Raw genomic sequence first — 15,373 nt, 5'->3', positions numbered from 1 at the left:
ACAGACGCTTATAAAAACCACAAAAAAGGAGACGGCACTGGCCGTCTCCTTTTTTGTGGAGGCAGGTTCTTACTTAGCCATTTCTTTCAGCGCGGCGGCACTGAACGACTTCTGGTTCAGCTTGGCGTACTTCAGGTCCTGGCTTCCGGTGAACTGGGCGCCACTTACCTTCATAGGGTCTGAGAGGTGGGCGTACTTGAAATTTGCCAGCCCTGCAAACGTTGCTTTTCTGAAATCTGCCCCTTCTGTAAAGTGGGCGTATTTGAAGTTGGCCTCTTCTTCAAAAGTGGCCCCGTTAAAGTTTACCCCTTCCGGGAACTTCACATATTTGAAATTGGCGTCTTCTTTGAACCTTGCCTGGCTGAAGCTGACCCCGCCCCTGAACTTGCTGTACTTGAAGACTGCCTCTTCTTTAAACGAGCTGCCGGCAAAAGAGGCCGCCCCCCTGAACTCTGAATACTTGAAGGCGCTTTGCTGCTCAAACGTGCAGTTCTCAAACTTGACGTCTTGGGCAAAGTGGGTGTTGTAGACTTCGTTTTTGCTGTTTCGGTTCACCAGCTTTTTTAGGTCATCAACGCCGTCTACATTATCTGGGTTGAAATACGCCAGTACATCGCCCGTAAATGTGCAGTTAGAAAAAGACAATGGGGCGGTGACGGTGCTCACGTACTCCTTGCTGTCCTGATCCGCCGCTACGTCCCTTCTGGGTTTGAGGGTCTTGTTCTGCAGCTGGGTCAGATCCAGTTTTCCGGAGATGGTGACCCCGCTGTAACTTACGGCCTCGCCGCGGTTGATCCTGGCAAGAACCTCAGATGCCGGAACGGTTTTCTGCGCCCACGCCCAAGCCGGGAGCACAAGAACTGCAAACAGAAAAAGGATGTGTTTTTTCATATTGTTGAGTAGATCATCTGGTGAAACAGGTGAAACATTTAGAAACTGGCGGCGTCTGCCTTCCGTTAAAACAACAACGGCAAGATCGCTTCTTTCCAGTAGTTTTCTGAAGGCCCACCTGAGAAAGACAGCAAGAAGGCGGTCTGGTTGCACGCCATCAGAAAAATTATGCTAGTTTTCTGCTGTTTTCAGAAAAGAAGCCCCAAAACAGAATTACACACCCCAATCTACATGGTTTTCTTCAAGAATCTGTACCGCTACCAGCAGGAAGGCCTGCTGCTTCTCAGAATAGGCATTGGCCTTATGTTCATCCTGCACGGCTGGCCCAAGATCACGGGCGGACCTGAGACGTGGGCGCAGATTGGCGGTTCTATGGGAAATCTGGGCATTAGTTACGCCCCTACGTTTTTTGGGTTTATGGCGGCGTTCGCCGAAGCCGTGGGAGGCCTGTGCCTGCTGCTGGGCCTGTTCTTCCGCCCCATGACGCTGCTGCTGTTTATCACCATGGAGGTGGCCACCATTCACCACATCACCGCCGGCGACGGCTTTGGCGGCTATTCCCACGCCCTGGAAGCCGCCATCCTCTTCCTCAGCCTCTTCTTCATCGGCCCTGGCCGCTACAGCCTGGACCAGGCCTGGTTTGGCGGGGAAGCTCAGGAGTACGAATAGTGCACTTCCCTTGGTCTCTTTAAGTTACCCATGCCGGCGCAGAGACCCGCAGGCTCTCCAGATGGTTTCAGCTATTGCTGACTGCTGAATGATAGAACCGGGTCGAGGCCTGGTCCAGTGGCCTAGGATAGGGCGAGTCTCTATACTTTTATGGAAATGTGAGCAGGTCAGCAATGGGTAGAACCCACCCCTGCCCCTCCCAGGAGGGGAGTATCAGAAATGCGTAGGGAAAGGCCGAGACCTGTCCGTACCGTACCAAAGCGGGAATGCGTGCCCTCCTGTGTAAACATCCCCCTTCGCCCCCTTCAAAGGGGGAGTAACGGAAGGAGTCCTGAGTCAAGAGTTCTGAGTTATTTATTCCGCTCTGGAATTCCAGCACGAATAAACCAGCACTGCGCATGGTCGCTGCTAGGCAGCGAGGGTAGTCAGAGACTACCCGTCATCACCTGGCACGAGTCTGCAGACTCGCGCCAGCAGGACCTGCAGCAGCAGCAGCTGATGCAGCCACTAACAGTCTGCCACAGACTTCCACCACTCATGCCCCTGACTGATGTGCGCAGCACGGGCTCGCCTCAGGCTAGCTGATCAGAAACGGTTACCTGCAGAGGCAGACATAGCCAGACAAGCTGATCAGGAGAGGAACCTAAACCAGTCCTGGGGGTGAGCGCCTCTGTTAATACGGTGCCGAAGGCAACGCCAAAGGCGTAGTTTTAATAGCAGTGCGAGCCGACAGGACGGGGCCCCGCGGCCGTGAGCGCTTACCGGAAAAGATGAAACAGTACAGCTACTAAACCACCGCGTAAACCGCCAAAGCCAGGGGAACAGCAAACTACACATTCCTAAAACAACGGCACAGCCTAGGAAACAGGAGACTCCGCATTCCAGCGAAAGCAACAGCTACCAGACACTGCCACGGCAGCAGCAATTCTAAACAGCGGCAGGCCCTCCCTTTACATTTCCCTACAGAATCCCTAACATTACCGCTTCATTCAACCACACACCCATGCTGCTTACTTTTTTAACCGTTCTCGGCACCCTCTTCCCCACCACCCCAGCCGAAGACTGGAAGACGCCCTACGAGAAAAGCAACCGCAACACCACCGCCACTTACCAGGAGTGCATCAGCTATTACCAACGGCTGGATGACGCGTATCCGGAGGTAAAGATGACCCCCGTGGGCATGACTGATGTAGGCAAGCCCCTGCACACGGTGGTGATCTCCACAGACCAGGATTTTGACCCGCAGCGTGTGCACCGCAAGGGCAAAACGGTGCTGCTGGTGCAGAACGGTATTCACCCCGGCGAGCCCGAAGGCATTGACGCCTCCATGATGCTGGCCCGCGACCTGCTACAGGACAAGAAACTCAGAAAGCAGCTGGACAACGTGGTGGTGGTGATCATTCCCATCTACAACGTGGGCGGCGCCCTCAATAGAAACAGCCATACCCGCACCAACCAGAACGGGCCGGAGAGCTACGGCTTCAGGGGCAACGCCCGAAACCTGGACCTCAACCGCGACTTCATCAAGGAAGACTCCCGAAACGCCAGAACCTTTGCCACCATCTTCAGGACCTGGGACCCCGAGGTGTTTGTAGACAACCACACCAGCAACGGCGCCGACTATCAGTACACCATGACGCTCATCCCTACGCAGCACAACAAACTGGGCGGGGCATTGGGGCAACTTCTGAAACAGCAGATGGTGCCCACGCTGTACCAGAACATGGAGAAGCGCCAATGGCCGCTGGTACCGTACGTGAATTCCCGCGGTGAAACCCCGGAGTCGGGCATCTTCGGGTTTATGGAGTCCCCCAGATACGCCACCGGCTACACCGCCCTCTTCCAGACCCTGGGCTTTGTGCCCGAGACGCACATGCTGAAGCCGTTTGACAAACGGGTGCAGTCTACGTATGACCTCATGCTGGAATTCCTGGACTTTGTGGCCAGGAACGGAAAAGCCATTCAGGCCGCCCGTGCCCAGGACCGCGCGCGGGTGCTTACCCAGCAGCAGTTCCCGCTGAACTGGGCGCCAGACACCACCCAGGCAGAAACCATCCAGTTCAGGGGCTATGAGGCCAGGTACAAACCCAGTGCCGTGAGTGGGCAGGAGCGGTTGTACTATGACCGCAAAGCCCCCTTCACCAGATCGGTAAAGTTCTTTGACACCTTCCGCCCTACCGTGACCGTGACTAAACCTGTGGCTTATCTTATTCCGCAGGCGTGGGGCGAGGTGGTGGAGCGGCTGCAGCAGAACCAGGTAGAGCTGAAGCGCCTCACCAGAGACACCGTGCTTACCCCTGAAGTCTACTACATCACTGACTACAAAACCGGCCAGCGCCCGTATGAAGGCCATTACCTGCACACAGACGTGCAGGTACGCAAAACGCAGATGCCCATCCGGTACTACGCCGGTGATTACGTGGTGTACCTGAACCAGGTGAGCAACCGGTTTCTGGTAGAGACCCTGGAGCCGCAGGGGGTAGACTCCTACTTCGCCTGGAACTTCTTTGACTCCATTCTGGGCCAGAAAGAATATTTCTCAGCCTACGTGTTTGAAGACCTGGCCGCCCAGTACCTCAAGCAAGACCCTAAGCTGAAAGCGGCACTGGAGGAGGCCAAAGCCAAAGATCCCGCCCTGGCCAAAAGCGGAGCAGCCCAACTGAACTTCATCTACCGGAACACGCCGCATTATGAGAATACGCACCTGCGCTACCCGGTGACCCGGTGGCAAGGCGGCGCATTACCCGTGCAATAAGCCTGGCCAGTAGCAACAACAGCCTCTCCGGCTTCTATTCCCTGGGTGCTTATCCTGTTTTGGGCCTGTTTTTCAGAAAACAGCCCCAAAACAGGAAATATTCTCACTTGCCGCAGCGCTAAACAGCCTGTAGCGCAGGCGCTAGCACCTCAGCACGCGCCTATTCTTGAATCATTGTGAATCCGGCTCGGGAACTGACGCGTTGTACCCGGCTCTGGAAACCAGTTCTTAGAGCCTGCTTACATGTGTCTTTTTGCACTGCAAACGGGCCTCAAAAGAACCTGACATTGCGGTTGCCTCACGGCATGGCGCTGCCATGCTACTCTAATTACGCTGTAGAAAAACCTTCCGCTCCCCGTTTTCAACGGGAAAATCACCTTGTAAAAGCTCTTACCAGAAGTTGACTGCGGCTACGCCGGAATTTCTTTTAAACCTAAAGAGAGCTTGCCACAACGGGGCTTCTCCTTTGCAGAGCCAACCAATACCCTGATCCTTTTTAGACATAGTGACACCTGCGTCAGATGGCCGTTTACAGGCTGTTTTTGAGAAAGTAGCACCAAACCAGGAACACAGGCCCCTCTACCTCAGAGGGACTTTCTTTATGGCCTGAAAAATAAATCAGATCAAAAAGCACTTTATTTACGAAATATTCGTAGTATTACTAAACATTCGTAAAGCACCTATATCTATGGAGAAATTAACGCAGCAGGAGGAGGAAGCCATGCAGGTCATCTGGGAAACCAACGGCGGCTTCATCAAAGGCTTCTTAGAGAAGCTCCCTGACCCCAAACCGCCTTACACCACCCTGGCCTCCACGGTCAAGAACCTGGAGAAGAAGGCCTTTGTGCAGGCAGAACGGCTGGGCAACACCTACCACTACTCACCGCTCATCAAAGCTGAGGAATACAAGAAGAAATTCATGAAAGGCTTTGTGGGCAACTACTTTCAGAATTCATACAAAGAGCTGGTGGCGTTTTTTGTGAAGGAGAAACAGCTGAGCGCAGCGGAGCTGAAGGAAATCATGGACATGATTGAGAACCAAAAATCTCAATGAGATGGCTGCCTTGCTCCTCTATCTGCTGAAAGTAAACGCCGGGTTCCTGCTGGTGTACCTCCTCTACCGGTTGGTTTTGCGCCCCACTACGTTTTATTCGCTCAACCGTCTGTTCCTGGCCGGGGGAGTGGTGCTCTCTATGGTGGTGCCGCTGGTAAATATCGCCCCTTTGTTCCAGGACAACCAGCAGATCATCAAAAACATCCCCAGCTTCACGTACAGTTGGGACATTCCGGCCCCTGTTGCCACTCCGGCGGCTACGGTTGAGGTGGGGGCCATTCTCCTCTCCCTTTTCTGGGCGGGGGTGGGCGTTATGACAGCAAGACTGCTGGTCCAGTTGGTTTCTTTACTGTCCCTGCATCAAAAGTCTTCCAGAGACTCCTATCAGGGCATTCCCTTCAGAAGGTTACACGAGCCGGTGCCACCGTTTTCGTTTTGGAGAAACATCTATTTCAACCCGGCGCAGCACCCTGAGCAGAACTGGTTGCCCATTCTTCAGCATGAACAAACCCACGTGCAGCAGTGGCATACGCTAGACATTCTGCTCATGGAGATGACCGCGCTGGTACATTGGTTCAACCCGGCGGCATGGCTGTTGCGCACGGCGCTCAAGCAGAACCTTGAGTTCCTTACTGATCAGCAAACATTAGAAGCGGGCTTTAACCGAAAACAGTACCAATACTCTCTTGTACAGACAGGAGGGACGCCACCTTTCACACTTACCTCCTCTTTCAGTTATCATTCACTTAAAAACCGAATCAGCATGATGAACAAAGCCCCCTCTGCCAGAATTCAGCTGTTGCGTTTTCTGGCCGTCACTCCCCTTTTACTTCTTGGCCTGGTGGCTTGCCAGGGTATTGAGGAACCCGCCTCCGTTTCCCCTAAAACTGGCACCGAAGCTTCTCAGAAGCCGCTCACCACTGAGGAACAGAATAAAGCCTTTAAACCCAGCTATCAGTCGGTGACCAAGTTCACCCTGCAAAAAGACACGCTGGTTTTGGACCTGGTTTCTGGCGAAACGGAGAAATACCCCAACTCCCCAGAGGGACTTGCCGCTATAAAGCAGAAATACGGCATTACCCCGTCCCTTCTTCCGCCACCGCCGCCGCCAGCCCGGGAGGCAGCATTAGCCCCACCCCCGCCGCCGCCACCCTACACCACTAACCTGCCTCAGGAGTTCCTGACGCGCAACTCAACGGTAAAAGGCATAGGCAGTTCAGAAGGCACCATTTACGTTATCCTGAAAAATGATGACGTAGAGAGCTTTGACACCACCCCTGCGGGCATGGCAGCCTTTGAGAAGAAGTATGGCGCACTTCCGCCGCCGCCGCCACCTGTACGGGCACAGAAAAAGACCCTGCCGAAACAGTGATTCCCTCTTTCCTGTTTTGGGCCTGTTTTTCAGAAAACAGCCCCAAAACAGGAATTAGTTTGTGCCTTTCGGCCTCCCTCCTCGCAATTCTGCCAAATCCTTCTAGCTTTGTGTAGTCTTGCAACTATTCTCTAACCAAAGACCATTTTGGCAAACGTATTAGACATTCAGGGGCTGAGCAAGCGCTACGGCAGTGTGCAGGCCCTGGATCAACTGACTATTGGCGTGCCGCAGGGCAGCATCTACGGGCTGCTGGGGCCAAACGGAAGCGGCAAAACCACCACCCTGGGCATTGTCCTGGATGTGATCAACGCCTCCGGCGGAAGTTTCAGGTGGTTTGGCGAACCTCTCTCCAAGGCGACCAAGCGCCGTATTGGGGCACTGCTGGAAACCCCCAACTTCTACCCCTACCTCAGCGGCGAGGAGAACCTGCGCATTACCGCAGATGTCAAGCGGGTAGACCACAGCCAGATTCAGCGGGCGCTGGAAATGGTGGGGCTGGCCCCCCGGAAACAGAACAAGTTCAAAGGCTATTCACTGGGCATGAAACAGCGTCTGGCCATTGGCGCGGCGTTGCTGGGCGACCCTGAGGTACTGGTCTTAGACGAGCCCACCAACGGGTTAGACCCGGAAGGCATTGCCGAGGTGCGGCAGCTCATCCTGAACATTGCCGCGCAGGGGAAAACCATTCTGCTGGCCAGCCACCTCCTGGACGAAGTAGAGAAAGTCTGCACCCACATGGCGGTTCTGCGCAACGGCAAACTCAAGGCAGAAGGCCCGGTGGCGTCTATCATGGCCACCAATGACCTGGTATTCATCAGCGGCGGGGCACCGGCAGAGCAACTGCTGGCCGTGGCCCAGAGCCTTCCGTTTGTGTCTGAGGCCAGAATCCTGAACCACCAGGTGCAGCTGGTGCTGCAGACCGGGGTAGACAGCTCTGAGCTGAACCGTGCCTTTTTCACGCAGAACATTGCGCTGGGCCAGCTCACGGTACGCAAGAAAAGCCTGGAAAGCCAATTCATGGAAATCATCAAAGCCGACAAAGCATGACCTCCCTTTTAAGAATAGAGCTGAGAAAGCTCCTGCCCTACCGCACGTTCTGGGCCATACTGGCGGTGTTTGTGATTCTTCTGTTCGTGATTCTGTACGGCAGCAGCAACGTGACCATCAACGGGCAGTCTGCGGGCGCCACGTTTTACAAGTTCCCAGACATCTGGCCTAAGCTCACCTACATTGCCAGCTATTTCAACCTGCTGCTGGGCATCCTGCTCATCATCACCATCACAGACGAGTATTCGTTCAGAACTATCAGGCAGCAGGTGATTGACGGCTACACCCGCGCAGATGTGGTGCAGGCCAAGTACTCAGTGGTGCTCCTGCTGGGCGTGGCGTGCGCGTTGTATGTGTTCCTGCTGGGCCTTCTCTTTGGCATCGGCTTCGCCGATGAGGTGGCCACTGACAAGATCCTGACAGATGCCCAGTTTGTTTTCTATTACCTGGTACAAGCCATTGGGTACATGTCACTGGCCATGCTCTTTGGCTTTCTGGTAAAGAAAAGCGGTCTGGCCATTATGGCATTTCTGCTGTACGCCAAGGTGGTGGAGCCTATTATTCATTACAAGCTCCCAGACTCTTTAGACAAGTATTTCCCCATGAAGGTGCTTTCCAGCCTCACCCCCATGCCGGGCAAGGAGATGTTTGAAATGGTCACCGGTGCCTCAGAGGCACTCACACCGCTGGAGGCTTTGTTACCGGCGGTTCTATATATTTCCCTATTCTGCGTGTTAAGCTACCGGCTCCTCAAGTCCCGTGACTTGTAGCAGCTCTCTGTTTTGGGGCTATTTTCCCAAAAAAAGGCCAAAAACAGAAATCCCCGCCAGACTGTGCCTGGCGGGGATTTCTGTTTACGCTTCTTCAATAGGAATGCCTGAGGAAATCAATGTTCTTCAAACAGCAGGAAACCGTTAAGAATTCTTTACGTCTGCCTGTGAAATGCTCCCGAAGTAGCTGATGATTTTAGCCAGGTCTGGCAGGCTGGTATACTTCAGCTTGTTCTGCTTGATGTAGCTTTTCATCTGGCTGTTCTTCTTCCCAAACAGTACTTCCAGGTCTTTCTTCACGTTCCGGAGTTCCTTTACTTTGCCGCTGGGCAGCAGCACAAAGAAATTGTCCATGCGCTGGTCCACGTACATAGGCCCCCCAACCGGATAGCCGCCATACGCCCCGTACCCTCCCCCGTACGGACGGTAAGCCGGATCACGGCTTATGTCCCGCCGGGTCATGGTCTCGCGGCGCAGCAGGCTGTACTTGCCAGACACAATCTGCTCAAAAAACGCGGGAGCCAGGAAATCACTGTAGTCATTGCCCATGTTCCAGCGCTGGGTCACAAACACGCGGCGGTAACGCCCGTCATTGTCTACCGCTTCAAAGCCCCGCACCGCAACGGGCGCGTACGCCACCACCGCCCCGTTGGGTTTGGTGATCTTGACAAGGTCTTCTGTGCGGTGATAGGTGATCTTTCCGTTCACAGAATCTCCAGTTGCCAGATACACTCTCCCGAGCGGCCATTCATCTACCAGACCGGTAGATTGCGCCATGGCACCAACTGCCCCCAGGCAGAGCACCATTAAAAGTCCGTACACTTTTCTTACCATCGTCTTCTGGTTTATAGTCCCCTGAAAATATATAAAATATGCTATACTTAAAAAAGCAGGAGAAAGTTAAACTTCGTCAGCTTTTAATAACGATAACGCGCTATTGGTATTGTAGTTGCGCCTTCTTGATTTCATGCAATTACGGCAATGTCCTACTTTCATTTGGCTGAATACCATGTTCTCTTGCCCCTATCCTTAAGAGGAAAGGCTACCCCAAAGCACAGACACCACCGCTGAAACGGTCTTCACTGCCTGGGAATTTCTGTTTACGGCTCTGGCTCGCGGAAAACCCCTGAGGTAGCCTTCGGGATGGCGCAGAGCGCACTGTTTCAGTTTCACATTGCAGCCCAGCGGCACCTAGGCCCAGCGGCACAGAAAATTTCTGTTTTGGGGCTTTTTTCCCAAAACCAGGTCAAAAACAGAAACACCTGCATCTGCTTGCGGCCATGCCTGTATGCCGTTTGATTGAAAGCCACCAGCGGGAGAAAGCAGTTGGGCAGGAAACACCGCCTTTGGAGGGAAATGGATCACAAAGACCTTCCAGCCACCATATCCAATACCAGAAGGGTTTTAGCCGGAATGCAAGGGCAACAGCCAAACCACCCTGCCCAAACACAGAGGGCGGAAATAAAATTTCCGCCCTCTGTGTTTAGGAGTGTTTCAGAATCTCATGCCCCAGTTTGTCCCGCTTGGTGGTCAGGTAGCGGGAGTTGTGTTCGTTGGGGGCAATTTCAATGGGCAGCTGCTCTACAATCTCCAGGCCGTACCCAATCAGGCCGGTACGCTTGCGCGGGTTGTTGGAGAGAAGCCGCATTTTGGTTACGCCCAAATCACGCAGGATCTGCGCGCCCACACCATAATCCCGCTCGTCTACGCCAAAGCCCAGCTGCACGTTGGCCTCTACCGTGTCTAAGCCCTGCTCCTGCAGTTTATATGCTTTGAGTTTGTTCAGCAGGCCAATGCCGCGGCCCTCCTGGTTCATGTACACAATAACCCCTTTGCCCTCCTGCTCAATCATTTCCATGGCTTTGTGCAACTGCGGCCCGCAGTCACAGCGGCAAGACCCAAAGATGTCACCCGTCACGCATGAAGAATGGACACGCACCAGCACCGGCTCGTTTTCTTCCCAGGTGCCTTTTACCAAGGCCAGGTGTTTGGCGTTATTGCTGCGTTGGGTGTAGGCATAGAGGTCAAAATTGCCCCAGTCTGTGGGCAGCTCTACGGCAATCTCACGGTCAATGAGGCTTTCCTTCTGCAGGCGGTACTGAATGAGGTCTTTGATGGAGATCAGTTTCAGGTTGAACCTTTCAGCAACTTTCTCCAGGTCTGGCATGCGGGCCATGGTGCCGTCTTCGTTCATGATCTCTACCAGCACTCCGGCCGGGCTAAGTCAGCCAGTCTGGCCAGGTCTACAGCGGCCTCTGTGTGACCCGCCCTTCTGATCACCCCCTCCTTACGCGCGCGCAATGGGAAAATATGACCGGGCTTGCCCAGTGAGGCGGGATCTGTGGTGGGGTCTGCCAGTGCCAAAATGGTTTTGGCGCGGTCTGAAGCAGAGATACCCGTAGTACAGCCGTGGCCCAGCAAATCTACTGACACGGTGAAAGGGGTGGCGTGCAGCGCCGTGTTGCGGCCTACCATCAATTCTAAGCCTAGCTCATCACAGCGCTCCTCGGTGAGCGGGGCGCAGATCAGGCCGCGGCCGTGCGTGGCCATGAAGTTGACAATCTCAGGGGTGATCTTCTCAGCGGCGCAGATAAAGTCGCCTTCGTTCTCGCGGTCATCATCATCTACCACAATCACCACTTTCCCGGCCTTTATATCTGCTATTGCGTCTTCTATTTTGTCTAGCATTTTCTTATGCATCAAGTAATAGGCACTTTTGGCAGGACAGCTGCGCCTGCTTTTCTATTGCCTTGCGGCACAAAGATAGCGGTTTTTAACTGTGAAAAGCGACTAACCTAACATGTGTTAGGTTTAGAAAAGAATACTACTGTTTTTGCCCTGATTTGGAAAAAACAGGCCAGAAACGCTCAGCAGGCAATCACAGTAGACACAAAGACGCCTGCCGGGCTCCTTAAAGGGCCGCAGCAGGCGCTGGCACACAAAAAAGCACTACATTTTCTTCAGAACAGGTAATCAGAAATGGGTTGGGTTAAAGCGAGAAAAGGTAGACAAAGGCGGCCCCGAAGGTGGTCTGGCTCTTTTTGGAGAACGCGCCGTTAGAGTCTTCAAAGAAGGCGTCTTTGGCTTTGTCAAAGCGCACCTCTGGCTTGATCAGGAAATTGCCGTCTGCCAGTTTAATGTTTCCGGTGAGGGTGTAGGAGGCTACTTCCAGGGGACCCGAGTAGCGGACTCCTTCCGGGTCAGAGAAGTACTCCCCCCTAACGCCTACCCCTATATTTTCTGAGAGGTCATAGTTCAGGTACAGCGCCCCGCCTTTCCAGACGGCGTCTTTTGACCACGGGTCTTCTGCGCTTTCAGTGCTGGCCCCTGAGGAGAACGTGCCGTGCGCGGCGTTTACGCCCACTTTCAAGGAACTGCTCATTTGGTAAGAGGCTGTTACATCAAACAAACTGGTGTAGCTGCCCCTGGTCTCGCCAAAGTAAGAGAGGGACTTGTACTCATCGCCGCCAATCCAGTTCACGTAAATGCCCAGGCCGTCTGTGGGCGTGAGGTGCACCTGGGCCGTCACAGATTTCTTGTCATTGAGGTCGTTGAGACAGTCCCAGCCATTCACCAGGCCCAGCATGAACCCTATTTTGGCGTTGGGGTTGTAGTCCAGCTTAGCGCCGGTATGGTAGAAAGGCCCGTTGCCAAACAGGTAAGAGAGGCTGTAGTTGTAGTTGAGCGGCGCGTCAATGAGCTCATAGCCAATGTGCGTGCCGTACTGCCCCACCGTGAACTTGAACTTGTCTGTCAGGTCATAGGCAATGTACGCCTGTTTGATGATGCGCGCCGTTCCCTCATTCCCGAAGTTGGCCAAATCTGCATTGGGCCCAAAAATCAGGTCTGCCACCACCGTTGCCTTGCCTCTGGTGTAGGTCATAGCCGTCTGCACCAGCCCCAGGGAGAAATTGTTGTGCTTGAGGTCAAAGATGCGGCCGCGGTTCACGCCAGACTCCGGCCGGTTGGTGTTGTACTGGAAGTAGGTATCGGCGTAGCCGCTGAGGCTAAACTTTCCTTTGGCTTCTTCTACTGGTAATTCTTGGGCAATGGCTATATTTGCACTTGCCAGGAGCGCAGCGGCTGAAATGGATAAAAGTTTTTTCATCTGTTAGGTTTGGTTAGGAATATTTTGGGAAAAGTGTTCAGGCTGGAACCCACCGGTGGCCCCCCTCAAAATGCCGTTTGAGGAACTGGGGATCACCGGAAAGAACTAGCGGTAATTAAACAGACACGTTGAAAGAGCCCAGACAGCAGCGGCCTCTTAGCAGAAGGTAAGAGCAGGGGTAATGTCTAGACCACATTATCCCCTGTTTTTACCAACCATGTCAAGGAGTTGTAAGCAGTATTTAAGCGGTAACCGGTGCTCTGCCGGGAACCGGCGCCACCAGCACTTCTTCTTTTTCTGGCATGCTGATCTCATACCCCGGCGCGTTGATGTCTGGGTAGGCGTGCATCTTGTGCTCGTGAATATCCAGCCCTTCTACCTCTTCCTGCTCGCTCACCCGTATGCCCATGGTTACCTTCAAAACAAACCATACCGCCAACGCGAACACAAAGCTAAAACCACCCACGGCCCCTACGCCTGCCAACTGGCTCAGAAGCTGCGCAGGCCCCGCCAGTTTCCCAAAGATGCCAACTGCCAGCGTACCCCATACCCCACACAGCAGGTGCACTGATAAGGCGCCCACGGGGTCATCTAGTCTCAGTTTATCAAACATCACTACGCCCAGCACCACAATAGCCCCTGAGATAAGGCCAATCAGGACAGAATCAACCACGCCCATCTGATCAGCACCCGCCGTGATGCCCACCAGGCCCGCCAGAATGCCGTTCAACACCATGGTCAGGTCGCCGGTTTTGAACATGATGTAAGACATGAAGCAACCGCCCACCGCACCGGCCGCCGCCGCCAGGCTGGTCATGACCAATACCCTGGAAACCGCCCCAGGAGCTGCAGAAAGCACTGAACCGCCGTTAAACCCAAACCAGCCCAACCACAGAATGAATACCCCAATGGTGGCCAACGGTATGCTATGGCCGGGAATAGGTTTGATCTTGCCATTCACAAACTTGCCAATTCTTGGCCCCAGCAACAGAATACCGGCCAGGGCTCCCCAGCCGCCCACTGAGTGCACAATGGTAGAGCCGGCAAAATCATAGAAAGGCGTGGCCAGCGTGTTCAGGAAGCCGCCGCCCCATTTCCACATGCCTACCACCGGATAGCAGATCCCTACAAACAGCAGGGAGAAGATCATAAAGCTGGACACCTTAATGCGCTCTGCCACGGCACCAGACACTATGGTGGCGGCTGTGGCCGCAAACATACCCTGGAAGAGGAAATCGGTCCAGAAGGTGTAGCCTGCGTTGTAGGCAGAAGTCTCACCGCCTTCAGGCAACGGAATACCAAACCCGGCAAAGCCGAAAAGCTTCCCGGCAAAATCTGCCCCCGGGTACATCAGAGAAAACCCCCACAGGGCGTACGCCAATAAACCAATGGGGGGGATCATGCTGTTCTTAAACAAAATATTGACCGTGTTCTTAGAACGGGCCAGGCCAGACTCCAGCGTGGCAAAGCCCAGGTGCATGATGAAAACCAGGAAGATGGAAACCATCATCCAAACGTTGTTGATGACAAACAAATCTGTTGACATGGTGTAAAAATTTAGTTGATAGAAATGAGTTAGTTTGGTTGCAGTGAGAAAAGAGAATTAAAGGGCCAGTTCACCAATTTCACCAGTCCTGATCCGGATTACCTCCTCCAGGTCCATGATGAAGATCTTACCATCTCCCACCTTGCCCGTGTTGGCCACCTTTAGAATAATAGACACCACCGTGTCTACCTGGTCATCTGTCACAATGATCTCCACCTTGGTTCTGGGAATAAACCCTACATGGTAGGCAGTTCCTCTATACACCTGGGAGGAGCCGTGCTCCAACCCAAACCCTTTCACATCATAGGTAGACATAAACGGAATCCCTATTTCTGCCAGGGCATCATACACATCCTCAAATTTGGATGTTCTGATGATTGCTTCAATCTTCTTCATAAACTTAGATGTTAAATTATGGTATGTTTTTAAAGGGCCTTATCTCTGTATTTACTATTAATTTATAAAAATACCCCCTAAAGTCAATAGCTATACCAAACACAATCCATCTTTCTCACCTCAAATGCCCCTTTATTTTTAAGGCATCACCATCAGTTAAATCCTCAGAAAAGTTTATAATAATTTTTATTAATCCATATATTTTATAAAATCTATACATGACAATCGGTTGACCGGGAAAACTTGATAAGGGGAAAGGCGGCGAAGGAAGATGTTTTGAGAAATTGTTAAGTAGCCACCTGCTCCGTTCAGGATATTTAAACTGATGGACTGCCTGCCCTACAAACTGAAAATATTTTTCAGTGGCAACGCATTTTTTTTCATCTGAGCCTGTACACAACCCTCCCTCCTGCTGAAGAGCCTTTGCGGGAGAAGGGGTAGCCTGTTTCCCGCAAAGGCCCGGGGCAGAGAATTGAACCAGCCCCACAGATTATGATTTTTTAAAGACACTACAGAAAAGGAAGCTATTCTTTAGAGAAGACCGCCTGCACAAAACCCTAACACACAGCCGTTAGCCCAGCTTACATTGCGCAGCTCTGAAACCAACCTCAACAGGAATAGCAAAAATAGAAGTTAGGCTTTGCCCAGGCCGGGCAGAGCAGCAACAGGGGAGAACAGGAGCAGCGTGTAGAAATACCCAATCAGGCATAACCGTTAAAGCCGATTGCGTTTTTGCCTAGTTTTTCAGAAAATCAGGCCAAA

Annotated in this window: 13 protein-coding genes and 1 pseudogene; 7 read left to right on the top strand and 7 right to left on the bottom strand. The window is 53.1% G+C overall.

Annotated elements, in window-relative coordinates; all coding sequences use genetic code 11:
- Nucleotides 1-69: 69 nt before the first annotated feature.
- The gene (locus A8O25_RS01780; RefSeq protein ID WP_066829970.1) at nt 70-891 is read right to left on the bottom strand and encodes a pentapeptide repeat-containing protein; all 822 of its coding nucleotides are present in this window, start codon (nt 889-891) and stop codon (nt 70-72) included.
- Nucleotides 892-1,122: 231 nt separating this feature from the next.
- Here A8O25_RS01780 and A8O25_RS01775 point away from each other — a divergent pair, with 231 nt between their 5' ends.
- The 6 genes from A8O25_RS01775 (at nt 1,123) to A8O25_RS01750 (ending at nt 8,561) form a co-directional block, all read left to right on the top strand.
- Complete coding sequence (locus A8O25_RS01775) at nt 1,123-1,560, top strand: DoxX family protein (protein ID WP_066830292.1); 438 nt, start codon at nt 1,123-1,125, stop codon at nt 1,558-1,560.
- A 1,003-nt stretch (nt 1,561-2,563) separates the two neighbouring features.
- Entirely contained in the window at nt 2,564-4,315 is a 1,752-nt protein-coding gene (locus A8O25_RS01770) for a M14 family metallopeptidase (RefSeq protein WP_066829967.1), read from the top strand.
- Nucleotides 4,316-5,003: 688 nt separating this feature from the next.
- Nucleotides 5,004-5,369: a BlaI/MecI/CopY family transcriptional regulator gene (locus A8O25_RS01765; RefSeq protein ID WP_066829964.1), complete on the top strand. Its 366-nt coding sequence runs from the start codon at nt 5,004-5,006 to the stop codon at nt 5,367-5,369.
- Nucleotides 5,347-6,741 carry a M56 family metallopeptidase gene (locus A8O25_RS01760; protein ID WP_161947678.1) on the top strand — a complete coding sequence of 465 codons (1,395 nt, stop codon included), beginning with the start codon at nt 5,347-5,349 and terminating at the stop codon, nt 6,739-6,741. The genes A8O25_RS01765 and A8O25_RS01760 overlap by 23 nt, the downstream gene beginning before the upstream one ends.
- Before the next feature lie 147 nt (nt 6,742-6,888).
- Nucleotides 6,889-7,791 carry an ABC transporter ATP-binding protein gene (locus A8O25_RS01755; protein WP_066829958.1) on the top strand — a complete coding sequence of 301 codons (903 nt, stop codon included), beginning with the start codon at nt 6,889-6,891 and terminating at the stop codon, nt 7,789-7,791.
- Nucleotides 7,788-8,561, top strand: coding sequence for an ABC transporter permease (locus A8O25_RS01750; RefSeq protein WP_066829956.1), 774 nt, complete (start codon nt 7,788-7,790; stop codon nt 8,559-8,561). The genes A8O25_RS01755 and A8O25_RS01750 overlap by 4 nt, the downstream gene beginning before the upstream one ends.
- Nucleotides 8,562-8,705: 144 nt before the next feature.
- Here A8O25_RS01750 and A8O25_RS01745 read toward each other — a convergent pair whose 3' ends face one another.
- Both A8O25_RS01745 and A8O25_RS01740 read right to left on the bottom strand, forming a co-directional pair.
- Nucleotides 8,706-9,395, bottom strand: coding sequence for a hypothetical protein (locus tag A8O25_RS01745; RefSeq protein ID WP_153042547.1), 690 nt, complete (start codon nt 9,393-9,395; stop codon nt 8,706-8,708).
- A 649-nt stretch (nt 9,396-10,044) separates the two neighbouring features.
- Nucleotides 10,045-11,261 (bottom strand): annotated as a pseudogene (locus A8O25_RS01740) (bifunctional 3,4-dihydroxy-2-butanone-4-phosphate synthase/GTP cyclohydrolase II).
- Nucleotides 11,262-11,363: 102 nt separating this feature from the next.
- On the opposite strand from A8O25_RS01740, the gene A8O25_RS23155 reads away from it, so the two are divergent.
- Nucleotides 11,364-11,534 carry a hypothetical protein gene (locus A8O25_RS23155; RefSeq protein WP_161947677.1) on the top strand — a complete coding sequence of 57 codons (171 nt, stop codon included), beginning with the start codon at nt 11,364-11,366 and terminating at the stop codon, nt 11,532-11,534.
- A 16-nt stretch (nt 11,535-11,550) separates the two neighbouring features.
- On the opposite strand, the gene A8O25_RS01735 is transcribed toward A8O25_RS23155, so the two are convergent.
- From A8O25_RS01735 to A8O25_RS01720, 4 genes are all read right to left on the bottom strand, one after another.
- Nucleotides 11,551-12,669, bottom strand: coding sequence for a porin (locus tag A8O25_RS01735; RefSeq protein WP_066829952.1), 1,119 nt, complete (start codon nt 12,667-12,669; stop codon nt 11,551-11,553).
- Nucleotides 12,670-12,910: 241 nt separating this feature from the next.
- Entirely contained in the window at nt 12,911-14,215 is a 1,305-nt protein-coding gene (locus A8O25_RS01730; protein ID WP_082893383.1) for an ammonium transporter, read from the bottom strand.
- Nucleotides 14,216-14,272: 57 nt separating this feature from the next.
- Entirely contained in the window at nt 14,273-14,611 is a 339-nt protein-coding gene (locus A8O25_RS01725; RefSeq protein ID WP_066829949.1) for a P-II family nitrogen regulator, read from the bottom strand.
- A gap of 115 nt (nt 14,612-14,726) precedes the next feature.
- Nucleotides 14,727-15,098: a hypothetical protein gene (locus tag A8O25_RS01720; protein WP_066829946.1), complete on the bottom strand. Its 372-nt coding sequence runs from the start codon at nt 15,096-15,098 to the stop codon at nt 14,727-14,729.
- Between the last annotated feature and the right edge of the window lie 275 nt (nt 15,099-15,373).

Source organism: Rufibacter ruber (assembly GCF_001647275.1).
GTDB classification, from domain to species: Bacteria; Bacteroidota; Bacteroidia; order Cytophagales; family Hymenobacteraceae; genus Nibribacter; species Nibribacter ruber_C.
Note: the sequence above shows the minus strand (reverse complement) of the source record. Positions and strands in the feature narration are given on the sequence as shown.